The sequence below is a fragment of the Pseudomonas sp. FW305-20 genome, from assembly GCF_058788075.1.
The window spans coordinates 59,647-82,322 of sequence record NZ_JBYTAJ010000016.1 but is presented as its reverse complement, the minus strand read 5'-3'; the positions used below and the strand labels follow the sequence as shown (position 1 = coordinate 82,322).

Here is a 22,676-nt window from a genome sequence, read left to right as displayed (position 1 = left end):
CCACACTCTTGTGAAGTTGTGAAAACCCGTTTTTTTCACGCTCTTTTGAAGACGTGAACCTCAAAAAAGGGCTGCCCCAGCCTGGCACCGTGCCCGGATGGATTGCCGCCATGGGATACATGACAGGCAAAACGGGCAAACAGCTCAGTGACCGAGCGTAATGACAGCTCTGCAGATTCGCGAAAAGTGGGGTTTTTGCTCAAGGAACAGCAAGCGCGCCAGCTTCACTCGATCTGTGTGGGCGGCTCTCTGTAGGGCGGTGCGGGGTGTCAATACAAGCGCATTGACGATGCTGCGAGGCCCGATCAGGAGACGTCCTTATAATCGGGGGGAGATTGTAGCGAAGAAACGCAGGGAAATGGTCGTGTTAAATGACTTTTATTAGGTGTTCGGTCAGGTGGTCAACAGTTGCTGAGCCCGCGCACGAGGCTGGCGCTGGCTGACACGGGCGCTAGGGGGCAGGGGGTGATGTAACCAGTTGAGACGGATTTCTTCGATTTCGACCCAGCCATCACCCATCGGCTGGAGGCTGCACTGTTTGAATGCCTGGCAAAGGCCGTTGCGGTCGAGCAGGGCGAAGCAGCGATGCAGAGGGCGTGGAGTGAACAGCGAGATGAGATAGCGCATGGCGAAGTACCTTGTGGGGTGACTGCTCTGAAGGTTGCCAGCGTGCCGTGACGAGCAAGTGTATGGGCGGTGACATATCTGTGACAGGAACCGCAGTCTGGAGGGTTTGTCAGAGATTTCAGTATTCACTGTGAGGTGCTAGTTACCCACAGTGGCCCACCGCTATACTGCGGGCCTGTTTGTGCCTGATTCTGGAGAGAAGAGCATGTTGCAACGCCTGTTGTTCGGTTTGATCACTGTGACCAGTTTGACCCTGGTCGGCTGCGCCCACAGCCCGCAACAACTGAATCCGGAACCCAAGCTGACCACTCAGCTGGCACCGGTCGGCCGTGGCCAACCGGTGGTGGTGCGTGTGGTGGACGGTCGTCCGTCGCCGACCTTGGGCACCCGTGGTGGCCTGTACCCCGAGACCAGCGCGATCACCGTGCAGGGCGCGCAGATTCTGCCGAAGTTGCAGGCTCAGGCCGAAGCGGCCGTGCGGTTGTTGGGCTTCACCCCAACTTCCAATGCGCTGAATGCTCCGCAGTTGACCGTGACCCTGTCGGAGCTGAAGTATCAGTCGCCTAAAGAAGGCATGTATGTGACTGAAGCCACCATTGGTGCGACATTCCGTTCCGATGTGCAGAACGCCAACCGTCGCTACAGCGGTCGTTATGGTGCGTCCCTGGATCAGCGTTTTGGTATGGCGCCGAATCAGGAAACCAACACCAAGCTGGTCAGTGATGTGTTGAGCGATGCGTTGACGCGTCTGTTCAAGGATCCGACGATTGGTCAGATTCTCGCCGAATAAACGTTCGCTGGATTCAAAAAAGCCCGGTGCCAGCAATGGCCCCGGGCTTTTTCATGCGTGCTGATTTGGTGGAACTGCACCCACAAGGGATCCGCGGTGTCAGGCGGCCTGCGAATAAAAATCCAGAACACTCACGCCCGTCAGCAAATCCGTCTCTGGCAAATCCGCATGCTGATGCCCGCCCAATGCGCAATACACCAGCCAGTGGCAGTCCTGGACGTTGAAGGCGAGGCTGCCGACGAGGTTTTGTTGTTCGTCGCTTTGGGCGATGAGGTAGAGGCGATCCTGGTTTTCGGCGTGCAACATGACGGTTTCCGTGTCGGTTTCGAGGGGCGGCAGACTGGCGTATCCAGATGACGGCGCCGTGACACAGGACAGGAATCAGTCAAATGGTTCGTTATTTGTCGGAAAGCAAGGGCAGGAGGTGAGGCTTTCGGTAGAATTCGCGCCGCGGTCGCCGGTTCGGCGTCTGCCACCTGTTTTGCTGAGGTCCGTGATGTCGTTGCATTTGATTTCGCTGTTTACCAACCATCCCGCCAAGTTGATCAACCTGTTCGCCTTGTTGTTGGCCTTTCCGGGCAGCTGGTTGCTGCATGCCACTCGGCGCCGCGAACAGCGCGCGCGGGCCATTCTCCAGGCGCAAAGCCAGAGCAGTCGTATCGATGAGCCGACGTTGATGCCGGACAGTGCGACCTCGCGCATGAACCGGTTTTTCTATCGTTTCGGTTTTGCCTGCCTGGGGTTGGCGCTGCTGGTGTCGTGGATCAGCACGCGCTTCTGAAGCGCTGACACCAACCTTGTGGCGAGGGGACTTCTGTGGCGAGGGGATTTATCCCCGTCCGGCTGCGCAGCAGTCGTGAATCGGTACCCCTGGCCTGTCTGAAAAATATGATCGCAGGTTTTGGGGCCGCTTCGCAGCCCAACGGGGACAAGTCCCCTCGCCACAGGTGATGTGGTGACAGTCAAATAGAGCGCCGTTGTCGTATCCAGCCAAAAGCCCTACAGCGGCAAACCTGCTTTCACACGGTACTGATTGCGCACCGGCGTCGCGTATTGCAGGACCATGAACGGACGATGCTCCTCAGGGCACGCGTCCAGACGCTGTTGCCATTGCTCCTGCGCCTTGGCCAGTTCGTCGGCCGCAAACACTTCAGAGGCTTTCGGCACCTGCAATTGCGGGTCGGCGTCTTTCCACTGGGCGTAGGCCAGGTAATGCACCGGGAACAGGCGGTAGCCGCCGAGGATCTGCCGGTCTATCTCGACCGCCAATTGCTTGGTGTCGTCGAACAGTTCAGTGATCGGCGAGGCGAAGTTCACATGCACCCGGCCCTTGTAGCCGGTGATGCCCTTGGCGATGCTGACATCGTCCTCGCCCGGCACTTTGGTGTAGCTGCCGGTGGTGGCGCGGATGAACAGCTCGCGAGCCTTGGCTTGATCGCACGGATCGTATTCATAGCTGATCGACACCGGGGTGAGGTTCAGCGACTGAATGACTTCGCCGAACGGCTCGTCCTTGCGGCTCATATGGAACATCTTGAGGATGGCCGACTCGGTGCGGTCGTCGCCGTCCTTGGCCCGGCCTTCGGCCTGGGCGATCCAGATCGAGGCGCAATCGTTGCGGATCGAGTGGTTGATGTAGGCCGACAGCAGCTGATACGCCGCCATCTTCTCGCGTCGGCCGGTGATCGAACGGTGCACGATAAAACTCTTGTTCAGGCGCATCAGATCGCTGACGAAGGGCTTTTGCAGCAGGTTGTCGCCGATCGCGATGCGCGGTGTCGGCAGGCCGGCGTGGTACACGGCGTAATTGACGAAGGCCGGGTCCATCACGATGTCGCGGTGGTTGGCAATGAACAGGTAGGCGCTGCCGGACTTGAACTGCTCGACGCCGGTGTACGTCACCCCGTCCGTGGCTCGCTCGATGGTGTGGTCGACGTACATCTCGACTTTATCCTGCAACGTGGCCACCGACGTAACGTCGGCGAACTCACGGCGCAGCCGATGAGCTATAAGAGGTTTGAGCATCCAGCCGAAAGCACCGGCAAAACGCGGGAAGCGGAAGTGGATGAGGATATCTAGAAACGCCTTGTCGCCGAGCAGCCGGTCCAGCACCGCAGGGACTTCGCTGTCATTGTAAGGTCGGATGGCATCGAATTCGCCCATCATGCTCTCTTGTTAGAAACGGCTAGGGTAAGTAAAGGTTTTGATCGAAAACCAACGGGGTACGGTCTGAAAAGTTAGCCAGACAAAAATAGCCCTGCAAATAGACCGGCGATTATACGCACAAGTCACCTGGGAGACCGCGATGCTGGAAACCGAGCGCTACGAATGTCCATATTGTGGTGAAGAGGCTGAGGCCGTTCTGGACTTGTCCGGCGGCGATCAGACCTATATCGAAGACTGTCCGGTGTGTTGTCGCCCCATCACGTTTGTCCTGCAGACTGACGGTCAGGAATGGTTGCTCGAAGTTCACAGCGAAAACGAATGAAAGGGGCGCCCCATGCAGCGAATCTACGAGCCGGAAAACCTCATGGAAGGAGAGTTGCTGCAAAGCATGTTGGCCAGCGAGGGCATAGAAGCGCATCTTGTTGGGCGTGACTTGCTCGGTGGCAGCGGAGAATTGCCGACCTTTGGCCTGCTCGGTCTGTCGGTCGATAACGACGAGGCCGAGTACGCCCGGGAGCTGATCACTGCGTACAATGCCGCGCTGCCACTGCCCGGCGATGAGCCGGACAGTTTTCCCGGCACGCTGGTCTGTTAGGCTGACGTTCGTTTTATCAAGAGTCGTGTTGCCCCATGTGTGGACGTTATGCCCTGTTTCGCTGGAACCCCGCCTTCGCGGCCCTGCCTGGCTTTCCCGCCGATCAGCAGGCCCAGTGGAATATTTCCCCCAACGATTCGGTGTTGATGCTGCGCGCCGGTGTTGACGGTCAGCGTGAGTTGGCCCGCGCGCGTTGGGGTTTGACGCCGCCGTGGCTGACTGATTTGTCTCGCACGCCAGCCCATGCCCGGGCCGAAACCGTTGCCGAACAACCGATGTTTCGCCAGGCCCTGCGCGAACGCCGTTGCCTGCTGCCGGCCAATGGTTTTTACGAATGGCGCGGCACCACACGCAAGCGTCCGTATTGGTTGACGCCGGGTGAGGGTTCGACGCTGTTCTTTGCGGCGATTTGGGAAGCGTATCCGGTGCAGGAGCAGGTGTGGCTGAGTACGGCAGTGATCACGCAACCGGCGGCGAGTCAGCGCCGTCCTTTGATTCTCGATGCGGCGGGGCAGGAAGCATGGCTCAATCCCGAGACTCCGTTGCATGCTTTGCAAGCGTTGCTCGCCAGTGAACCCGCGGCGTTGCGCGAGCGGGTGTTGGCGAATCTGGTGAATGATCCGAAGCTCAATGGGCCGGAGTGTTTGACCCCGGGCTAAATGGGCGTTGGTGCTGGCCTCATCGCGAGCAGGCTCGCTCCCACATTTGATCTGCTGTGTTCACAAAAAATGTGTTCACAGGAGCATCCCCTGTGGGAGCGAGCCTGCTCGCGATAAGGTCCGCAGGACCTTCCGGCGATTGTTAAACCATGAACTAATTGATCGTTATGTGAGTTTTTTTCTACGGCCATGAGAGCTTTGTCTGAAATGTGCGTCTACACCTCTGTTGTATCTGGCGTCGATGCAAATCCACGCCTAGGATACGCGGCATGTTTTCAGGGGGTTTTTTGATGAACAAGACATTGGTTGTGTGTGCACTGAGCGCAGGTTTGCTGCTCGCCGGTTGTCAGTCGGTCAACACCACCAGCGGTGGCGCGGTGGGCGTTGAACGCAAACAGTACATGTTCAGCATGCTGTCGACCGACGACGTCAACCAGATGTACGCCCAGTCTTATCAAAAGACTGTCGGTGAGGCGAACACCAAAGGCGTGCTGGACAAGACCAGTAACAATGCCAAGCGCGTCCAGGCGATCTCCAGTCGCCTGATTGCCCAGGCGCCAGTGTTCCGTCCGGATTCGGCCCAGTGGCAATGGGAAGTGAACCTGATCAAGAGCGATGAGCTGAATGCCTCCTGCGGGCCTGGCGGCAAGATCATTTTCTACTCCGGGCTGATCGACACCCTGCAACTCACTGACGACGAAATCGCCGCCATCATCGGCCATGAAATCGCTCACGCCTTGCGTGAACACGGCCGTGAAGCGATGTCCAAGGCTTACGGTATCGAAATGGCCAAGCAGGGCGCCGGGGCATTGTTCGGTCTGGGCGAGGGCAGCCTGGCTCTGGCGGACACCGTGGCCCAATACGGCATGACCTTGCCCAACAGTCGCGGCAATGAAAACGAGGCGGACCTGATTGGCCTCGAATTGGCCGCCCGTGCCGGTTACAACCCGAACGCCGCGATCACCCTATGGAACAAGATGAGCAAAGCCTCGAATGGTGCACCGCCAGAGTTCTTGAGCACTCACCCGGCGTCGGCCAGCCGGATTGCTGCTTTGCAAGCGGCGATTCCGAAAGTCATGCCGCTGTACGAGAAAGCCAGGAAGTCCTGATAGCCATGCGGCGCTGCTCTTGTGGCGAGGGGGCTTGCCCCCGTTGGGCTGCGAAGCAGCCCCTTATTGAACTCCACAACAATGCTTCAGTTACACCTCGGTCTGCTGCCATGCGACTGCTGCGCAGTCGAACGGGGGCAAGCCCCCTCGCCACAAAGAGGCCGCGTCAGACCCAGCCGCTGCTCTGCATCGCCTTGTACACCGCGACAATGGCGAGGATGAAGAATGCCGACGCCGCCAGGCGACGGATCAGGGTCAAGGGCAGTTTGTCCGCGGCAAAGTTACCGGCCAAAACGACCGGCACGTTGGCAATCAACATCCCGACGGTGGTGCCGATGATCACCAGCCACAGTTCCGGATATTGCGCCGCGAGCATCACCGTGGCGACCTGGGTCTTGTCGCCCATCTCGGCAAGGAAAAACGCGATCAGCGTGGTCAGGAACGGTCCGAACTTGCGGGCGGTGCTGGCTTCGTCGTCATCCATCTTGTCCGGTACCAGGGTCCACAATGCGGTCGCGGTAAAGCTCGCGGCGAGGATCCAGTGCAACGTCGCATTCGAGAAGAAACTGCCGACCCAGGCACCTACTGCGCCTGCGGCCGCATGGTTGGCCAGGGTTGCAGCGACGATGCCGGCGATGATTGGCCAGGGTTTGCGAAAGCGAGCGGCGAGAATGAGCGCGAGCAGTTGCGTCTTGTCGCCGATTTCGGCCAAGGCAACGATTGCGGTGGGAACGAGAAGTGAATCCAGCATCAGGGTTTTCCTAAGGGGCGGGTCGACACGGCTATGACACGTACAGCCTTCCCGCCCCGGGTAAGGTGTTCGTGTCATAGGTCTTGTCAAACCCTGCGATCCGTCTGATGCGGACGCTTGGGTCGCATACGCCATGGTCTGTTGACCAAGTATGTTGACGTATGCCGGACGAGCATGGCGCTCGTGGGAGACTACTCCCCTAGGACGGAGCGGATTCTGCCTAGGCAAAATCCGTTAGGCAAGCACTTATTTATCAGCCGCGTTTGGCCCGATAGATTCTGAAACCCTGTCCTTCGGCCTTGATTGCGCACACCCCCAGATGCTCCTCGATCAGCGGCTGGTACTTCAGGAAGCTGTTGGCTACCAAGCGCAGTTCGCCACCGTTTTTCAGATGTTTAGCTGCTTTTCGCAGCAAGTTCTCGGTGGCGAAGTAGTCGGTATGAACCCCGACATGGAACGGTGGGTTGCTCAAGATCGCACTCAAACCCATCGGTGCGGCGTCGATACCGTCACCGGTGATCACGTCAGCTTCCAGGCCGTTGGCAGCCAGTGTCAGACGACTGCTGGCGGCGGCAAACGCATCTACATCAAGCAAGGTGACCTGGTTGTGTGGGTAGCGACGTTTCACGGCTGCGCCCAACACACCGGCACCGCAACCGAAGTCCAGCAAATGGCCACTCGGCAATTTGTCCAGATGCTCCAGCAACAGTGCGCTGCCGCGATCCAGCCGACCGTGGCTGAACACGCCTGGCAGGCTGATGACTTTTAGCGGACCTTCGGCCAGCGGCAACTCATAAGTCTGGGCCAGGCTTTCCAGCGACTTGGCTTGCGGTGCCGTGGCCACCGTAACCAGCCACAACTGACAATGCCGCGCGCTGTCGAGTTTGCGCGGCTTGCCGAAGGGGTTCAGTTGCTTGGCCGCGCCTTCGATGCCGCTGCGTTTTTCACCCACCAAATACAGTTCACGACCGGCCAGCCGGGAGGCGAGGGCGTTGAGGATGTAGTCGGTCAAGTCCTTGGACTTGGGCAAAAACACCACGGCGGTGTCGAACGCGCGCTCCGGTACATTCACGCCGAAATGGCTACGCTCGGCAAAACGGGCGTCCAGCGCCGCTTGATCGCCGGCATGCCAGCACCAGCCATGAGCGTCGGGCAGACGGCCCAGCAAGTCATCGGCGGGCAAACCGGCCAGCAGCACCGAACCCTGGAATAACTCGGCCTGGCGAAGCAGTACTTCACTGCGCGGATCCATACTCTGCTCCTGTAAAAAAGTGCCGCAGTCTATCAACTGACGACCCGCAGTGCTTTACCGCTGAAGTATCCCTGCGCGTTTTCGGTCAACTGGCCCACGATCCGCTGACGTGCCTCGCAGCTGCCCCAGGCGTTGTGCGGGGTGACAATCAATCGCGGAATGTCGTGGGCCAGCAGCGGATTGCCGGCGGTTGGTGGCTCGACGCTCAACACGTCGGTGGCCGCGCCACCCAGGTGGCCTTTGCGCAAGGCATCGGCCAAGGCCTGTTCGTCGATCAGGCCGCCGCGCGCGGTGTTGACCACGAACGCACCGGGTTTCATCGAGGCCAGCTCACGGGCTCCGATGAAATGGCGGGTGTGTTCGTTGAGCGGGCAGTGCAGGGTCAGCGCGTCAATTTGCGGCAGCAGCTCATCCAGTGGCAAACGATCCGGCCGGGCAGGGCGCCCGGGAATCTGCCCGAGCAGTACACGCATGCCAAAGGCTTCGGCCAGTCGTGCGACTGCGCCGCCCAATTCGCCGTGACCAAGCAGGCCGAGGGTTTTGCCTTCCAGTTCGACAATCGGGTAATCCAGCAGGCAGAACTGTTTCGCCTGCTGCCAGCGACCTTCGCCGACAGCCTTTTGATAATCAGCCAGGCGTGTTGCCAGATTAAGCAGCAACATGATCGTGTGCTGCGCCACCGACGGCGTGCCGTAACCCTGACAGTTGCAGACAGTAATCCCGTGGGCGCGGGCGGCGACGAGGTCAACGTTGTTGGTGCCGGTGGCGGCGATCAGGATCAGCTTCAACTCGGGGCTGGCAGCGATGGCGGCGGCATCGATCGGGATTTTGTTGCTGATGACAACGGTGGCGCCCTTGAGGCGTTCGATCACTTGGTCCGGCGTGGTTTGGGCAAAAAGCTTGAAGTCGCTGAAACACTCTTGCAGCGGGCTGAGGTCGAGGTCACCCAGGTCCAGGGACGGGTGGTCGAGGAAAACGGCGCGGTGAGTGTTCGTCATCAACTGTACCTTTTGTGCAATGAACTGAAGGCGTAATCTGCCGAGCCTATCAGATGAAACAAACAGTTACGCTTGGCCAAAAGGATCCCCCCATGTACTGGACAGAGTTTTTGACCGTTGCCCTTATTCATTTGTTGGCCGTAGCCAGCCCCGGCCCGGACTTTGCCGTGGTAGTGCGTGAGAGCGTGACCCATGGTCGTCACGCTGGCACCTGGACGGCGCTGGGGGTCGGCACCGCCATTTTCCTGCACGTCGGCTATTCGTTGCTCGGCATTGGCCTGATCGTGTCCCAGTCGATCGTGCTGTTTAATGCCTTGAAATGGGCGGCCGCCGCGTACCTGCTGTACATCGGCTTCAAGGCCTTGCGAGCACAGCCGGCCCAACCTGCGACTGATCATTTGCACAAGGAAGCGGGCGAGCGCACTGCTCGCGGCGCTTTCACTTCAGGTTTCGTGACCAACGGCCTGAACCCGAAAGCGACGCTGTTTTTCCTTTCGTTGTTCACCGTGGTGATCAATCCGCACACGCCGCTGACGGTGCAGGCGGGCTATGGCATCTACCTCGCGGTGGCCACCGCTGTGTGGTTCTGCCTGGTGGCCATGCTGTTCAGTCAGCAGCGCGTGCGCGCAGGTTTTGCCCGGATGGGCCACTGGTTCGATCGGACCATGGGCGCGGTACTGATCGCTATCGGGGTGAAACTCGCATTTACCGAAATGCACTGAGTAGCGGTTAGCGATGTAATACCAGCCGCTTGAAGCGTTTGAAGCTGGTTCTGTTGAGGTGTCGCCAGGGAATCGAGCGCAACAGCTGCCAGGCTTCTTTCTTGTCCTCGACCACGGCATATTTGAGGGCCTTGTTCACCAGTCTGGTGCGGGCGCTCTGATAGCCGGGATGGTTCACGTACGGCGCGATCGCCTCAAGGTCCGCCTGGAGCAGCGTCCGGTATTTTCTCGACAGGTTGTTGGCATGGCGGCGATAGCGGGACATGCAGATCGGCAACTCATGGATCTCATAACCCAGCCGGGCAATCCGCAACGTCATCTGAAAGTCCTGAACCCGCAGCTTCGGCGCGTAGAAGTCGGCACTTCGCATCGCTTTCATGCGATAGAGGGCAACAGGGGCGCCGACCACGACGGCACCTCTGAGGACCTGATCGAAGTTGTAGGTGTGTATCCGGTCGCGGTGTTGTTGCTTGATGGTGTTGCCATCACTGTCCATGTAGCTGACCAACGCACCTACGCAGCCGACGTTCGGGTGCTGGTCCAGGTATTCGGCGCGCATGCGCACTGACCCCGGCAGCATGATGTCGTCCAGGTCCGGGGTCGCCACATAGACGCCTTTGGCGTATCGCAAGCCGTGGTTGAGCGCCGCGCTCACGCCCTGGTTCGGTTGCGAATACAGCTGGAAGTCATAGGTTTGTTGCAAGCGCTCGAGAATGGCGAGGCTGTCGTCGCTGGACCCGTCATTGACGATGATGACTTCGAAATTTGGATAGTCCTGGGCGAAGATGCTCTTCAGGGCGTCTTCCACAAATTTTTGCATGTTGTAGCAGGACGCCACGATGGAAACCAGGGGCGCAGGTGTCGATGGGCAGTGCTCGGGGGCGTTCAGTTCAATGCTCATTATTTATGCAATACCGATGGCGTTTGACCAGGCAGGTCTAGTGAACAAGATCCTTCTCTTGAAGATGAGGTGAAGGCCGTGGCGACTAGAGGGAGGCAACCTGTTTGGCTGCCAACCGATCGGCTCATCGTGTCCGTATGGTACGTAGGCTCACAGACAAGTGTTACGAGCATGCGTTGCAACGTTTTACAACGCAACCGCCGAATTCCCGACGAAACAGTCCAGACAGTGGCGCAAAGCTAGCATTTGCCCCTCTTCTGCAAATCATTCCTTTGGCTGATTTGGCTGGCGCCCAAGGGCACTAAAGTGCTTACTTTCAGCCACGACCGTGTAGTCAGAAAAGGGACTCTTATGTTGCAGACTCGCGTTATCCCTCCAGCCGAAGGCGCTTACCAGTATCCGCTGCTGATCAAACGGCTGCTGATGTCCGGCGCTCGTTATGAAAAAACCCGCGAGATCATTTACCGCGACCAGTTGCGCTACAGCTATCCGACCCTGATCGAACGGGTGGCCAGGCTGGCCAACGTGCTGACGGCGGCCGGCGTCAAGGCCGGGGATACCGTGGCGGTGATGGACTGGGACAGCCATCGTTATCTGGAATGCATGTTCGCCATCCCGATGATTGGCGCTGTGATCCACACCATTAACGTGCGCCTGTCACCGGAACAGATCCTCTACACCATGAACCACGCCGAGGACCGCTTTGTGCTGGTCAACAGTGAGTTCGTGGGGCTTTACAACGCGATTGCCGGGCACCTGACCACCGTCGAGAAAACCCTGCTGTTGACTGACCTGCCGGAAAAAACCGCCGACTTGCCGGACCTGATCGGCGAGTACGAGCAATTGCTGGCGGCGGCGAGCACGCAGTACGACTTCCAGGACTTCGACGAAAACTCCGTCGCGACCACGTTCTACACCACCGGCACCACCGGTAATCCCAAAGGTGTGTATTTCACCCATCGGCAACTGGTGCTGCACACCATGGGGGTGTCGACCATCATGGGCGCCATCGACAGCGTGCGGTTGCTGGGCACCAACGACGTTTACATGCCGATCACCCCGATGTTCCATGTGCACGCCTGGGGCCTGCCATATGTGGCGACCATGCTCGGACTCAAGCAGGTCTATCCCGGTCGCTATGATCCTGAATACCTGGTGGAGCTGTGGCGCAAGGAAAAGGTCACCTTTTCCCATTGCGTGCCGACCATCCTGCAAATGGTCCTCAATGCCAAAGCGGCGCAAGGCACGGATTTCGGCGGCTGGAAAATCGTCATCGGCGGCAGCGCACTGAACCATGCGCTTTACGACGCGGCCAAGGCCAAGGGCATTCAACTCACCGCCGCGTATGGCATGTCGGAAACCGGGCCGTTGGTATCGTGTGCACACCTCAATGACGAGCTGATGGCCGGCACCGAAGACGAACGCACCACGTACAGGATAAAGGCCGGTGTACCAGGCCCATTGGTGGAAGCGGCGATCGTCGATACCGACGGCAACTTCCTGCCCGCCGATGGCGAGACCCAGGGCGAACTGGTGTTGCGTGCGCCGTGGCTCACCGAGGGCTATTTCAAGGAGCCGCAGAAAGGCGCAGAGCTCTGGGCCGGAGGCTGGTTGCACACCGGTGACGTGGCGACTCTGGACAGCATGGGTGTGATCGACATTCGCGACCGGATCAAGGACGTGATCAAGACCGGCGGCGAGTGGATCTCCTCCCTGGACCTTGAAGACTTGATCAGTCGCCACCCTGCGGTACGCGAAGTAGCAGTGGTGGGCATCGCCGACCCGCAGTGGGGCGAACGTCCGTTTGCCCTGCTGGTGGTCCGCGAAGGCCATGAGATCGGGGCCAAGGAACTGAAGGAACACCTCAAGCCGTTCGTGGAGCAGGGGCACCTGAGCAAGTGGGCCATCCCGAGCCAGATCGCCCTTGTTACTGAAATTCCCAAGACCAGTGTCGGCAAACTCGACAAGAAGCGTATTCGTGTCGACATCACCGAATGGCAAGCCAACAACAGCACTTTCCTCTCGACGCTTTAAGCGTCACCTGGCGTGCCCAAAAGGGCACGCCAGCCCCACCAAGCAAGCGCTTGGCTTGTCAAATCTGAAATTTCAGCCATTCTTGCCGTGCCGACGGGTGTCGGCTTGGCAAAGGACTGTTCCAGAGTGGCTGGCAGCTGCAAATCACACTTTAGAGGGATCAAGCAGTACTACCTGCTGGCTATAGTCCGCTCAAGGATTTTTAAGAACGGGGCAAACGCACAAACCGGGGCGATGCAACTTTGGAATGACTTGGGGACACCTTGGCTCCCCGTCATCCAAGCGTTTTTAAAAGTGCTCACTGCCATAACAATAATGCACATGGAGTAGCGTCGATGACATCAGTAAACCAGTTCTGGCGCCGGGCAAAACTGCCCCTGGCGGTCAGTCTTGCCTCTTCGCTCGCCGGGCCAGCATTCGGCGTCAGTTTCAACGTTGGGGAAATCGAAGGTCAGTTCGACTCGTCCCTGTCGATCGGTTCCAGCTGGTCGACTCAAAGTCCCAACAAGAACCTCATCGGCGTCAACAACGGCGGCCGTGGCCTGTCCCAGACTTCGGACGACGGTCACCTGAACTTCAAGAGTGGCGAAACGTTCTCCAAGATCTTCAAGGGTATCCATGACCTTGAATTGAAATATGGCGACACCGGCGTTTTCGTCCGTGGCAAATACTGGTACGACTTTGAACTCAAGGACGAAAGCCGTCCGTTCAAGGACATCAGCGACAACAACCGCAAGGAAGGCGCCAAGTCCTCCGGCGGCCAGATCCTCGACGCCTTCGTCTACCACAACTACGCCGTTGCCGATCAGCCGGGCTCCGTGCGCCTGGGCAAGCAAGTAGTAAGTTGGGGTGAAAGTACCTTCATCGGCGGTGGTATCAACTCGATCAACCCGATCGATGTGTCCGCGTTCCGTCGTCCCGGTGCCGAGATCAAGGAAGGCCTGATCCCGGTCAACATGTTCTACGTCTCGCAGAGTCTCACCGAGAACCTCTCGACCGAAGCCTTCTACCAGCTCGAATGGGACCAGACCGTCACCGACAACTGCGGCACCTTCTTCTCGCAACCGGACGTGATTTCGGATGGCTGCGACAACAATCTGGCCGTACTGCGCACCCGTAACGGGCTCAACAGCGCATTGGCGGCGGCGGGGCTGCCGGCTTCGTTGCGTAATGCCAGCATCAACACCCTGGCTGCCAGGGGCGTCACCTGGGGAGACCCTGATGAAGGCGTAATCGTTCGTCGCGGTCCGGATCGCGATGCCCGTGACAGCGGTCAATTCGGCGTGTCCTTCAAATACATGTTCGATCCGCTGGACACCGAGTTCGGCGCCTACTTCATGAACTACCACAGCCGCGCGCCGATTTTCAGCGGCAAAGGTGCTCCGGCGAGCGCTTACAGCGCGGCGGGCCTGGTGGGTTCACTGAGGGCTGCGGGGGTTCCGGCCGGTGTCGCGGCAAGCCTGGCACCGACCTTGTTGCCATTGAACGTGGCCGGTAACTCCAGCTACTACGTCGAGTACCCTGAAGATATTCGCCTGTATGGCTTGAGCTTCTCCACGACGCTACCGACAGGTACTGCGTGGAGCGGTGAAGTCAGCTACCGGCCGAATGCTCCCGTTCAGCTCAACACCACCGACATTCTGTTTTCCGGTCTGACGCCGCTGAACCCTAACGTTTCCGTGCTCCAGGGGACGCCAGGGGAGGATCAAAAAGGCTATCGCCGCAAGGAAGTGACCCAGCTCCAGACGACCCTTACTCACTTCTTCGACCAGGTGATGGGCGCCGAGCGACTGACCCTGGTGGGCGAGGTCGGCTTTACTCACGTTGGTGGTCTGGAAAGCACTAACAAAGCGCGTTACGGCCGTGACCCGAGCTACGGCCCCGGTCCATTGCCCGGTGGTCAGTGCCAGACATTGAACAGCGGCACCCTGGCCGGCGGACCACAAAACAACGTCAGTCGCTACTGCGAAAACGACGGGTTCACCACCGCAAACTCCTGGGGCTACCGTGGTCGTGCCATCTGGGAATACAACGACGTGTTCGCCGGTGTGAACCTCAAGCCGAACGTGGCCTGGTCTCATGACGTGGAAGGCTACTCGCCTGGCCCTGGCGGCAACTTCGAGGAAGGCCGCAAAGCGGTGAGCCTGGGTGTGGATGCCGAGTATCAGAACACCTACACCGCGAGCCTGGCCTACACCAACTTCTTTGATGGCAAGTACACCACCGTCGATGACCGCGATTTCGTTGCGCTCAGCTTCGGCGTGAACTTCTAAGCACTGCATTATCAGGACGAACACACCTATGAAAATAACAAAGAGTCTGTTCCACGTCGGTGTTCTGGGGCTTTCGCTGCTGGCGACCGGCGTCATGGCGGCGGTCCCTGCGGCCGAAGCGGACAAACTGGGCAAGAGCCTGACGCCGATGGGCGCCGAAATGGCGGGTAACGCCGACGGATCGATCCCGGCCTGGAAGCCGATGGCGAAAAACGCCGGCACCGCCGACAGCAAAGGTTTCCTGTCCGACCCGTTCGCCAGTGAAAAGCCACTGTTCACCATCACCGCGCAGAATGTCGACCAGTACAAGGACAAACTCGCACCGGGCCAGTACGCGATGTTCAAGCGCTACCCGGAAACCTTCAAAATGCCGGTCTACCCGTCCCATCGCGGCGCGACCGTGCCGGATGCCGTGTTTGCCTCCATCAAGAAAAACGCCACGTCCACTAACCTGGTGTCCGGCGGCAACGGTCTGGAGAACTTCGAAACCGCCATTCCATTCCCGATTCCGAAGACCGGCGTCGAAGTCATCTGGAACCACATCACCCGTTATCGCGGTGGCAGCGTGACCCGTCTGGTGACCCAGGCCACACCGCAGCCGAACGGCTCGTACAGCCTGGTGTACTTCCAGGACCAGTTCGTATTCCGCGACAAGATGAAGGATTACGATCCAGCGAACCCGGGCAACATCCTGTTCTACTTCAAGCAGAAAGTGACCGCGCCGGCACGTCTGGCCGGTGGTGTGCTGCTGGTGCACGAAACCCTCGACCAGGTGAAAGAGCCACGTTCGGCGTGGGTCTACAACGCCGGTCAGCGTCGTGTGCGTCGCGCACCACAAGTGTCCTATGACGGGCCGGGTACTGCAGCCGACGGCCTGCGTACCTCCGACAATCTGGACATGTACAACGGTGCGCCGGATCGTTACGACTGGAAACTCGAAGGCAAGAAAGAGATGTACATCGCCTCCGACGCCTACAAACTCGACTCGCCGCAACTCAAGTACGACGACATCATCAAGGCCGGTCACATCAACCAGGACCTGACTCGTTACGAGCTGCGCCGGGTCTGGCATGTGGTGGCTACCTTGAAGGAAGGTCAGCGTCACATCTATGCCAAGCGTGACTTCTACATCGACGAAGACACCTGGCAAGCAGCGGTGATCGACCACTACGACGGTCGTAATCAACTGTGGCGTGTGGCGGAAGCTCACTCCCAGAACTACTACAACGTCCAAGTGCCGTGGTACACCCTGGAAACCTTGTACGACCTGCAATCGGGCCGCTACCTGGCGCTGGGCATGAAGAACGAAGAGAAATCGGCGTACGACTTTGGCTTCACCGCCACTACCAGCGACTTCACCCCGGCCGCGCTGCGCCAGGATGGTGTTCGCTAAGCTGCCCTGAACAGAGGCCGCATCCTCGAAAAACGCCCCGACTGGTTCGGGGCGTTTTTTTACGGCCATAACAATTCCTTGTAGCAGCTGTCGAGCTTGCGAGGCTGCGTTCGACTGCGCAGCAGTCGCTATACCGTGCGCCGCATAGTGTCAGGCTGAACGCAGGGGGAGGTTCTGCGACTGCTGCGCAGTCGAACGCAGCCTCGCAAGCTCGACAGCTGCTACAAGGTGAGTTCAGATCAGGCATTGCTTGTATTCTTTTTGTAGCCATTTGTAGCAATAACCTTCATTCCCTCTTCGTTTACCGCTAGGCTGCGGACATCTGCAACGCCGCCAACAGCATTTCAAACAAGAGCCGGCCATGACTGATCTGTCCCCACCCCCGGGCCCTGCAAGCGTTGCCGTCGCGGCACTGGACGGGCGTTTTTTTCGGCCTCCGTTGCCTGATGGCCATGTCCTGCGACCTCGTCTGTGCGAGCGCCTGAGTGCGGGCCTCGGCGGCAGGTTGTTGCTGGTCAGCGCTCCGGCAGGGTTTGGCAAGAGTTCGTTGGCGGTGGAGTTCTGTCAGGGCTTGCCGGCTCACTGGCAAAGTCTGTGGCTGGGGTTAAGTCCGCGAGACAGCGATCCCGGACGTTTTCTTGAGCGGATGCTCGAAGGCCTCCAGGACTTTTTTCCGCAACTGGGCAGCCAGTCCCTGGGGCTGCTGAAAATGCGGCAGCGGCACCAGCCGTTTGCCTTTGAGGAATGGCTGGACGGTTTGCTCGATGAGTTGGCCGTGCACCTGTCAACGAATACGCCCCTGCTGTTGGTGCTGGATGACTACCATCTGGCACAGGGTCCGGTTCTCGATCGCTGCCTGCAATTTTTCCTCAATCACTTGCCTGACGGTTTACTGGTGATGGTCACCAGTCGACAGCGGCCGGACTGGCATCTGGCGCGCCTGCGGCTGTCGCGGCAATTGCTCGAGTTGAATGAACAGGACTTGCGCCTGACTCACGATGAAGCCTTGACCCTGCTCGATCGGCACAGCAGTTCCTTGCGCGGCGAAGCGCTGGAAAGCCTCATCCAGCGCAGCGAAGGCTGGGTTGCCGGGTTGCGTTTCTGGCTGTTGGCGGCGTCTGAAGCAGGCTCCCAGGGGGCTTTGCCGCAGACCTTGCATGGCGGGGAAGGGCTGATCCGCGATTATCTGCTGGAAGAAGTCATCGATTGTCTGCCCGCCGAGGTGCAGTCGTTCCTTTACGACACCGCCCCTCAGGAACGCTTTTGCAGCGAACTGTGCGATGCCGTTCGCGAAGCCCATGACAGTGCCGAGATCCTGCGTTTTCTGCTGGCCCACCAGGTGTTCCTGGTGCCACTGGATGAAAACGGTCACTGGTATCGCTACCACCATTTGTTTTCCGACCTGTTGCGCACCCGGCCTACCGCTCAAGCGATGGTGCCGGCGGCCAGCCTGCACCTGCGCGCCTGTCGCTGGTTCAATGCCCAAGGGCTGCTCGACGAGGCGGTGGAGCAGGCGCTGCGTGCCGGGCACCTGGACGTCGCGGCGAACCTGGTGCAGAACCTCTCCGAAGAACAATTGCTGGCCGAACAGAACGTCGGCATGTTGCTGCGCTGGAAAATGGATTTGCCCGACAGCCTGCTGATCAGCACCCCACGGCTGATTGTGCTGTACAGCTGGGCCTTGGGGCTGGCTTGTCAACTGGACGCCGCCGAGGAGTTGGTCAGTCATTTGAGCCGCTTCCTGCCGGCCCCATCGGCCACTGCGCAGAAATCCATGCTGGCGCAATGGCTGGCCCTGAGCGGGATCATTGCTCGCGGGCGCGGCAATCGTGAGTTGACGCTGCGCTATTGCACCGAAGCGCAGGAGAGCCTGCCCGCTAAACGCTACGGGCAACGCCTGATGTGCCTCTCGACCCTGTCCAACCTGGCCATTGCCGACGGCGACTTGTGGCGTGCCCGCGAGTTGAACCGAGAATCTCTGGAGTTGGCGCAACGGGTCGGCAACCCGCTGTTCGAAGCGCTGGCCCATTACGATCGCGCTCGCGTACTGCAAGCGCGAGGGGAAATCCTGCGTGCGCTGGATGAAGTGCGCCAGGGGCTGCAACGGCTGCAACCGTTATCCCCGCAACGACTTTATGCCGTGCGCGCCCGACTGATTCTGTACGAAGGCTTTTTGCTAGCCCTGCGCTTGCAGCCCCAAGCTGCGCGCGCACGCTTGCAAGCCGGTTTGAATGAGGCACGCGCCTGTCGGGACATCAGCGTATTGATCGGTCACTGCGTGATCGCCAGGCTTGAGGGCAGCAGCGGCGAATTCGCCAAAGCCTTCGCCGAACTTGCCGAAGCCGAGCGCCTGATGCACATCTGGGATGTGCCGCCGATCTACTACCTGGCGATGATTACCCTGGTCAAATGCGAACTCTGGCTATCGCAGGGGCGCACCGACCTGGCCGAAGCCTGGCTCGCTCGCTTGGGTCAGACCTACAACGGCGAACACGCGGCAGCCCCTCCAGAGTTCCATCCGCAACTACCGCTGCATATCGAGTTGCAACAGGCCTTGCTGGAGGTCATTCAGGGGCAACCGATGCTGGCCGAAGGACGATTGAACGCGTTGCTTGAGCATGGGCAGCAAACCGGCAGGCAGCTGCTCAGCGTGATGGCGCTGACTCAAAAAGTGACGTTATTGCTTGGGAATGGGCGTGAACCCGAGGCCCGCAAGGCCCTGGGTCAGGCGCTGGAAGCGGCGGCCGGTGGAGCGCTGCAACCGTTTGACCGGTTGTTGGCTGAACATCCGGACTGGCTGCGTACCCAACTTCAACTCGGTGTGCCGACGCCCGTTTCGCAGAGCCTTTCAGAGCAGCTTCCGGCAGTGTCAGCCCGTCCGGCGGAGTCATCCGCCGCAGCGGAACAACTCAGTACGCGGGAAATGGCCGTCCTGCGACTGATTGCCCAAGGCTGTTCGAATCAGGAAATCAGCGATCAGTTGTTTATTTCGCTGCACACGGTGAAAACCCATGCCAGCCATATCAACAGCAAGCTTGGGGTTGAACGGCGCACGCAGGCGGTCGCCAGGGCGAAAGAGTTGGGTGTATTGCAGTAATCACCGATTAAAGACCTCTGGCACAAGGTGGGCCTTGCGATCAGAGGTTTCGGTCATTTCTCCTCGGAGGCAGTCACTCCGGGGCGTTTGCCTCACGTCGATTCAGGGCTTCAGGATCGACAGTAAGCCCAGGGAGCAGTCATCTTCGGTTTTACTGGCAATGGACTGTTGCAGGTTGTCAGCCAGCACTTCCTTCATTTTTTTTCTGGGCAGCGTTGCATTCAACTCCAGTAGCTTTTGAAGCGCCGGGGCGGGGACGCCGCTGGATTTTTCATAGAGGCTTTCTGCGCTGCCTTCGCTCATGATCGCGAAGCCAGTCGTGGCTTCGATTGGCCCACGGTACAACCTGAGTCGCGACGCCGCTTTATGGTCAGTCAGAAACAGGGCGGTGTTGGCGAGCTCGCCGTTTTCCGGATGAGAAAGGGCCTGAAGTTGTCCGTCCGCATCAGCGCTTGCGATAACGCCATCGCCCAAGTGGCCTGCCAGGTAGCGGCCTCGTGAGTAAGCGACGAATGACAAGTTGCAGGCCAGGTCATTGATCTCGCCGCCAAGTTTTGCAGATTTACGCCTGAACGCATCGAGGCAGCGATTAACCAGACGCTGGGCTGCCTTCGCGTTGTGTTTGTCCATGTTTTGCCAGAGGCTTTCAAAGTTTTTGCAGACAAAGGCCAGGGTCGCCGTGACCGCTACCTGGGCGCCGATTGCAGAGCTGGCTCGGGAGCCGGCCCCATGGGCCAATGAAATGCAGGTCACCTCGTTGGACTCTCTGGCCGCGACATAGTCCTGGCAAGAGGTTTGCGTCTTGAGGTGCGAGCGTCCTGCCACAAAAGCGCAGGTCGTTTTACAGCTGAAGTCTATCGGGATCTCAGGCATGGTTCAGACCTGTGCCCAGGCTTCGATACCTTTAATGTCCTGATGAAGGAGATAGTCTTCTTGCATGGGATTATCCTTTTTGGGCTGAGCGTTAGAAAAAACGCTTCAAGAGTCGTTTGAACCAGGCATTGGCTTCCTGCCGTCTTGTTTCAAAACTGGCGCGGCGCGAGGATAACCTATCAATTTTGCGGATCACAACCGCAGTACCCAGCCCTGGCACCAGGATTTAACCCATGCAAACCCCCAATACTGCCCTCATCCGCGAAACCTTCCCCGTCGGCCCCTTGCAGTGCAACTGCAATGCTGGATGAGGATCTAAGTAATTGTTTTTAATACGGTTTGCAAATTTTTTTAATAGAATCAAATGGTTGCGGTGTTGCAGTGTTGAGCAGGTTTGAGCTTTTTTTTGCGATGTATTGCGTTCTCTATGTGCCAGATTTGTGCCGAGCATGTGAACAGCTGGTTAGACAAAATTTAGTGACTGCCGAAAAATCGGCAGTCTAGGATTTTCCGCCTGCCTTACTCTTGACTTACTCGCGATCTTTACACTTTAGGAGAATGTACGTTTCGACCCAATTAACAATTGTCGCCCTCATAGTTTCGTAAAACTCAAAAAATAGCTTATGTTGTCTAGCAAAGATCAAGTCAGTCTCAATTAACAGGCTTGGGTTCAATTCTCGAAAATGAAATTTCCCCGCATGGAAGTGAGAGCTTCTTAACGAATAATAGTAATCGCAGAGTTTTTTGTCGTAATTTTCAGGAGCAAATGCATTTAGGAATGCAGAGAATCCCTGCTTAGGAGTAGTCAAAGATTCCACCGCGCAAATCAAGTAGGAAAGGCAGGCCGTGGGCTCCGTCCTATGCAATTTTATGGCGAGATTATACATCCGAGAGCAAGAAAGAAACGCTTCTTTCTTTTCCGTTGACAGTCTGTGAATGCCCGTAAAGTAAGCTCTGATCTCTCTCGGAAATTTTATTTCTAGATTTGGGAGATGATGATCTTTAGATATTGTTTCTCGATAAAAATTCATCGGGTTTGGGATGTTTTCAGGAAGATTCCTGTTGAGGAATGATTGTTCAAGATGTTCTTTTTTTGTTGCTGTGTAGTTAAATCTAGTGTTTTTGTGCGTTAAAGTATCGTCAAGCGATACGCTGACTTTTCCTTGGAACAGGTTTGTGAAGTCCTCATCGTCATTGATATGGCTAAGGAAATTCAAATTGTCTCTTACAACCAGCTTTAGGTCGGGGTCAAAGTAGCCGGTCCTAAATCTTTGGGTTGAAAAGCTCGGTGCTTCGGGAGGATAGGGCTTGAATATGAAAGTTCTGAACTCGGAGTCAACGAACTCGAAACCCACATCAACCAGTACAGATAGATAGGATTGGATATTTGAGACGTGCTCAAAAGCCTGTGAACGCGCATGCTCAATATTTGCTGCGGTCATTTCGACGTCGAAAAAGATAATTTGCTCAGTGTTTGGTTCTTGTTTGTAAGGAGCAGCTACTGCAGAAAGCAAAGTTTTATATTTGAAGTTAAGTAAATATTGTCCTTTTATGGGGTGTGAATTGTAGATCTTTGAGTAGATTCGAACGGTGTAGCTATTTTTCGTGCCTTCATTTTTTTTTAGAAGTATTTTATAGTAAAGATTTTGTATGTATGCCTCTAGATCGTACTCGTTTATTTCTAATGTTTGAGATTGAATTTTTATTTCGGTTCTAGTGATTTTGCTTTGTTTGTCTTTTTGGTGCGCTACTGAGATTGTTAGTAAAAAATTACACTCTTCTCTCCTGATGGAATCTTTGCAGTAAAATGTTATTTCTGTACTGCTTTCGGAGGTTTCTTGTTTTATGATGGAATAATCGCTTAGTTCGGCGAAGCATTTGTTGATGGTTGGGATTATGTCGGCGTCAAATGTTATTTCGTCTGTGTGCGAGTATTCTAATTTGGCTTTTATTGGGTCCATCCTAATGTACCTTTATATTTAAGGCTGTAGAAAGGTTTTAGTTTTTCATCGCAGGTAGCGCTAAAGATATTGCTGCGTATGATCTATAAATTAGCATTTGAGGTGTCAAAATGACATCCCTTCGGTTTCTGGCAGACGCTGTCATCTTTAGCCGTCAGAAGGACGTATTGTGCTCGCCGAACGGTAAGAAACTGTTGAAAACCTTACCGTGATCCCATTGCTGCTTTGCAACAATCTGAAGGCATTCGCAAACCAATGCAGCGATGAGCACTAACCTGCTCAAGCTCATACGAGTGCCATCCTATGCAAGCCTTACTCACTGTCGATCAGCTTTCTGCCTTTTTGCAAAAATCCGTCACAAGCATCCGTAGCGACGTTACTCGTAACCCTCAATCTCTGCCGCCAATCTGCCGACTGCCAGGCACCAAGCGTTTGCTATGGCGTGTAGAGGATGTGGAGGCATGGTTGGCTGAGT

The 22,676-nt window shown here is 57.4% G+C and carries 20 protein-coding genes and 1 riboswitch; of the genes, 11 read left to right on the top strand and 9 right to left on the bottom strand.

Going from position 1 to position 22,676, the window contains the following annotated elements:
* Nucleotides 1-393: 393 nt before the first annotated feature.
* A complete protein-coding gene (locus AC3WP4_RS15850; RefSeq protein WP_074880185.1) occupies nt 394-627 on the bottom strand; it encodes a hypothetical protein in 234 nt (77 codons plus the stop codon).
* 205 nt (nt 628-832) lie between these two features.
* Between AC3WP4_RS15850 and AC3WP4_RS15845 the strand changes: the two genes are divergently transcribed.
* Nucleotides 833-1,417 carry a YajG family lipoprotein gene (locus AC3WP4_RS15845; protein WP_074880182.1) on the top strand — a complete coding sequence of 195 codons (585 nt, stop codon included), beginning with the start codon at nt 833-835 and terminating at the stop codon, nt 1,415-1,417.
* Nucleotides 1,418-1,516: 99 nt separating this feature from the next.
* On the opposite strand, the gene AC3WP4_RS15840 is transcribed toward AC3WP4_RS15845, so the two are convergent.
* Nucleotides 1,517-1,723 carry a hypothetical protein gene (locus AC3WP4_RS15840; RefSeq protein ID WP_074880179.1) on the bottom strand — a complete coding sequence of 69 codons (207 nt, stop codon included), beginning with the start codon at nt 1,721-1,723 and terminating at the stop codon, nt 1,517-1,519.
* 190 nt (nt 1,724-1,913) lie between these two features.
* Between AC3WP4_RS15840 and AC3WP4_RS15835 the strand changes: the two genes are divergently transcribed.
* A complete protein-coding gene (locus tag AC3WP4_RS15835) occupies nt 1,914-2,198 on the top strand; it encodes a hypothetical protein (protein ID WP_102615271.1) in 285 nt (94 codons plus the stop codon).
* A 218-nt stretch (nt 2,199-2,416) separates the two neighbouring features.
* Here AC3WP4_RS15835 and AC3WP4_RS15830 read toward each other — a convergent pair whose 3' ends face one another.
* Nucleotides 2,417-3,580, bottom strand: coding sequence for a 1-acyl-sn-glycerol-3-phosphate acyltransferase (locus AC3WP4_RS15830; RefSeq protein ID WP_173860457.1), 1,164 nt, complete (start codon nt 3,578-3,580; stop codon nt 2,417-2,419).
* Nucleotides 3,581-3,722: 142 nt separating this feature from the next.
* Between AC3WP4_RS15830 and AC3WP4_RS15825 the strand changes: the two genes are divergently transcribed.
* The 4 genes from AC3WP4_RS15825 to AC3WP4_RS15810 all read left to right on the top strand — a co-directional run bounded on the left by AC3WP4_RS15825 (nt 3,723) and on the right by AC3WP4_RS15810 (nt 5,946).
* On the top strand, nt 3,723-3,905 hold the full coding sequence (locus tag AC3WP4_RS15825) for a CPXCG motif-containing cysteine-rich protein (RefSeq protein ID WP_008153387.1): 183 nt from the start codon (nt 3,723-3,725) through the stop codon (nt 3,903-3,905).
* A 12-nt stretch (nt 3,906-3,917) separates the two neighbouring features.
* A complete protein-coding gene (locus tag AC3WP4_RS15820) occupies nt 3,918-4,178 on the top strand; it encodes a putative signal transducing protein (RefSeq protein ID WP_074880171.1) in 261 nt (86 codons plus the stop codon).
* A 35-nt stretch (nt 4,179-4,213) separates the two neighbouring features.
* The gene (locus AC3WP4_RS15815) at nt 4,214-4,837 is read left to right on the top strand and encodes an SOS response-associated peptidase (protein ID WP_046048287.1); all 624 of its coding nucleotides are present in this window, start codon (nt 4,214-4,216) and stop codon (nt 4,835-4,837) included.
* Nucleotides 4,838-5,127: 290 nt separating this feature from the next.
* Nucleotides 5,128-5,946: a M48 family metallopeptidase gene (locus AC3WP4_RS15810; protein WP_074880168.1), complete on the top strand. Its 819-nt coding sequence runs from the start codon at nt 5,128-5,130 to the stop codon at nt 5,944-5,946.
* Nucleotides 5,947-6,112: 166 nt separating this feature from the next.
* On the opposite strand, the gene AC3WP4_RS15805 is transcribed toward AC3WP4_RS15810, so the two are convergent.
* The 3 genes from AC3WP4_RS15805 to AC3WP4_RS15795 all read right to left on the bottom strand — a co-directional run bounded on the left by AC3WP4_RS15805 (nt 6,113) and on the right by AC3WP4_RS15795 (nt 8,947).
* Complete coding sequence (locus AC3WP4_RS15805; RefSeq protein ID WP_102615272.1) at nt 6,113-6,697, bottom strand: TMEM165/GDT1 family protein; 585 nt, start codon at nt 6,695-6,697, stop codon at nt 6,113-6,115.
* An 88-nt stretch (nt 6,698-6,785) separates the two neighbouring features.
* Nucleotides 6,786-6,910, bottom strand: a riboswitch (yybP-ykoY riboswitch).
* Between the two features lie 40 nt (nt 6,911-6,950).
* Nucleotides 6,951-7,949 (bottom strand): methyltransferase, encoded by a 999-nt coding sequence (locus AC3WP4_RS15800; protein ID WP_074880163.1) that lies wholly within the window; start codon nt 7,947-7,949, stop codon nt 6,951-6,953.
* A gap of 32 nt (nt 7,950-7,981) precedes the next feature.
* On the bottom strand, nt 7,982-8,947 hold the full coding sequence (locus AC3WP4_RS15795) for a 2-hydroxyacid dehydrogenase (RefSeq protein ID WP_076029815.1): 966 nt from the start codon (nt 8,945-8,947) through the stop codon (nt 7,982-7,984).
* A gap of 92 nt (nt 8,948-9,039) precedes the next feature.
* On the opposite strand from AC3WP4_RS15795, the gene AC3WP4_RS15790 reads away from it, so the two are divergent.
* Nucleotides 9,040-9,669 carry a LysE family translocator gene (locus tag AC3WP4_RS15790; protein WP_102615273.1) on the top strand — a complete coding sequence of 210 codons (630 nt, stop codon included), beginning with the start codon at nt 9,040-9,042 and terminating at the stop codon, nt 9,667-9,669.
* Nucleotides 9,670-9,676: 7 nt separating this feature from the next.
* Here AC3WP4_RS15790 and AC3WP4_RS15785 read toward each other — a convergent pair whose 3' ends face one another.
* Nucleotides 9,677-10,570, bottom strand: coding sequence for a glycosyltransferase family 2 protein (locus tag AC3WP4_RS15785; protein ID WP_074880154.1), 894 nt, complete (start codon nt 10,568-10,570; stop codon nt 9,677-9,679).
* 351 nt (nt 10,571-10,921) lie between these two features.
* Between AC3WP4_RS15785 and AC3WP4_RS15780 the strand changes: the two genes are divergently transcribed.
* The 4 genes from AC3WP4_RS15780 to AC3WP4_RS15765 all read left to right on the top strand — a co-directional run bounded on the left by AC3WP4_RS15780 (nt 10,922) and on the right by AC3WP4_RS15765 (nt 19,367).
* Nucleotides 10,922-12,604 (top strand): fatty acid--CoA ligase, encoded by a 1,683-nt coding sequence (locus tag AC3WP4_RS15780; RefSeq protein ID WP_074880151.1) that lies wholly within the window; start codon nt 10,922-10,924, stop codon nt 12,602-12,604.
* A 335-nt stretch (nt 12,605-12,939) separates the two neighbouring features.
* A complete protein-coding gene (locus AC3WP4_RS15775; protein ID WP_102615274.1) occupies nt 12,940-14,877 on the top strand; it encodes a DUF1302 domain-containing protein in 1,938 nt (645 codons plus the stop codon).
* Between the two features lie 28 nt (nt 14,878-14,905).
* Nucleotides 14,906-16,270, top strand: coding sequence for a DUF1329 domain-containing protein (locus AC3WP4_RS15770; RefSeq protein ID WP_074880145.1), 1,365 nt, complete (start codon nt 14,906-14,908; stop codon nt 16,268-16,270).
* Nucleotides 16,271-16,631: 361 nt separating this feature from the next.
* Entirely contained in the window at nt 16,632-19,367 is a 2,736-nt protein-coding gene (locus AC3WP4_RS15765) for a winged helix-turn-helix domain-containing protein (RefSeq protein WP_102615275.1), read from the top strand.
* A 102-nt stretch (nt 19,368-19,469) separates the two neighbouring features.
* On the opposite strand, the gene AC3WP4_RS15760 is transcribed toward AC3WP4_RS15765, so the two are convergent.
* Nucleotides 19,470-20,240 (bottom strand): PP2C family serine/threonine-protein phosphatase, encoded by a 771-nt coding sequence (locus AC3WP4_RS15760; protein ID WP_102615276.1) that lies wholly within the window; start codon nt 20,238-20,240, stop codon nt 19,470-19,472.
* Between the two features lie 530 nt (nt 20,241-20,770).
* Nucleotides 20,771-22,201 carry a hypothetical protein gene (locus tag AC3WP4_RS15755; protein ID WP_102615277.1) on the bottom strand — a complete coding sequence of 477 codons (1,431 nt, stop codon included), beginning with the start codon at nt 22,199-22,201 and terminating at the stop codon, nt 20,771-20,773.
* Between the last annotated feature and the right edge of the window lie 475 nt (nt 22,202-22,676).

Bases quoted from the DNA above. Each gene is read 5' to 3' on its own strand.
- AC3WP4_RS15850 (WP_074880185.1), bottom strand. From the start codon at position 627: ATGCGCTATCTCATCTCGCTGTTCACTCCACGCCCTCTGCATCGCTGC.
- AC3WP4_RS15845 (WP_074880182.1), top strand. From the start codon at position 833: ATGTTGCAACGCCTGTTGTTCGGTTTGATCACTGTGACCAGTTTGACC.
- AC3WP4_RS15840 (WP_074880179.1), bottom strand. From the start codon at position 1,723: ATGTTGCACGCCGAAAACCAGGATCGCCTCTACCTCATCGCCCAAAGC.
- AC3WP4_RS15835 (WP_102615271.1), top strand. From the start codon at position 1,914: ATGTCGTTGCATTTGATTTCGCTGTTTACCAACCATCCCGCCAAGTTG.
- AC3WP4_RS15830 (WP_173860457.1), bottom strand. From the start codon at position 3,580: ATGGGCGAATTCGATGCCATCCGACCTTACAATGACAGCGAAGTCCCT.
- AC3WP4_RS15825 (WP_008153387.1), top strand. From the start codon at position 3,723: ATGCTGGAAACCGAGCGCTACGAATGTCCATATTGTGGTGAAGAGGCT.
- AC3WP4_RS15820 (WP_074880171.1), top strand. From the start codon at position 3,918: ATGCAGCGAATCTACGAGCCGGAAAACCTCATGGAAGGAGAGTTGCTG.
- AC3WP4_RS15815 (WP_046048287.1), top strand. From the start codon at position 4,214: ATGTGTGGACGTTATGCCCTGTTTCGCTGGAACCCCGCCTTCGCGGCC.
- AC3WP4_RS15810 (WP_074880168.1), top strand. From the start codon at position 5,128: ATGAACAAGACATTGGTTGTGTGTGCACTGAGCGCAGGTTTGCTGCTC.
- AC3WP4_RS15805 (WP_102615272.1), bottom strand. From the start codon at position 6,697: ATGCTGGATTCACTTCTCGTTCCCACCGCAATCGTTGCCTTGGCCGAA.
- AC3WP4_RS15800 (WP_074880163.1), bottom strand. From the start codon at position 7,949: ATGGATCCGCGCAGTGAAGTACTGCTTCGCCAGGCCGAGTTATTCCAG.
- AC3WP4_RS15795 (WP_076029815.1), bottom strand. From the start codon at position 8,947: ATGACGAACACTCACCGCGCCGTTTTCCTCGACCACCCGTCCCTGGAC.
- AC3WP4_RS15790 (WP_102615273.1), top strand. From the start codon at position 9,040: ATGTACTGGACAGAGTTTTTGACCGTTGCCCTTATTCATTTGTTGGCC.
- AC3WP4_RS15785 (WP_074880154.1), bottom strand. From the start codon at position 10,570: ATGAGCATTGAACTGAACGCCCCCGAGCACTGCCCATCGACACCTGCG.
- AC3WP4_RS15780 (WP_074880151.1), top strand. From the start codon at position 10,922: ATGTTGCAGACTCGCGTTATCCCTCCAGCCGAAGGCGCTTACCAGTAT.
- AC3WP4_RS15775 (WP_102615274.1), top strand. From the start codon at position 12,940: ATGACATCAGTAAACCAGTTCTGGCGCCGGGCAAAACTGCCCCTGGCG.
- AC3WP4_RS15770 (WP_074880145.1), top strand. From the start codon at position 14,906: ATGAAAATAACAAAGAGTCTGTTCCACGTCGGTGTTCTGGGGCTTTCG.
- AC3WP4_RS15765 (WP_102615275.1), top strand. From the start codon at position 16,632: ATGACTGATCTGTCCCCACCCCCGGGCCCTGCAAGCGTTGCCGTCGCG.
- AC3WP4_RS15760 (WP_102615276.1), bottom strand. From the start codon at position 20,240: ATGCCTGAGATCCCGATAGACTTCAGCTGTAAAACGACCTGCGCTTTT.
- AC3WP4_RS15755 (WP_102615277.1), bottom strand. From the start codon at position 22,201: ATGGACCCAATAAAAGCCAAATTAGAATACTCGCACACAGACGAAATA.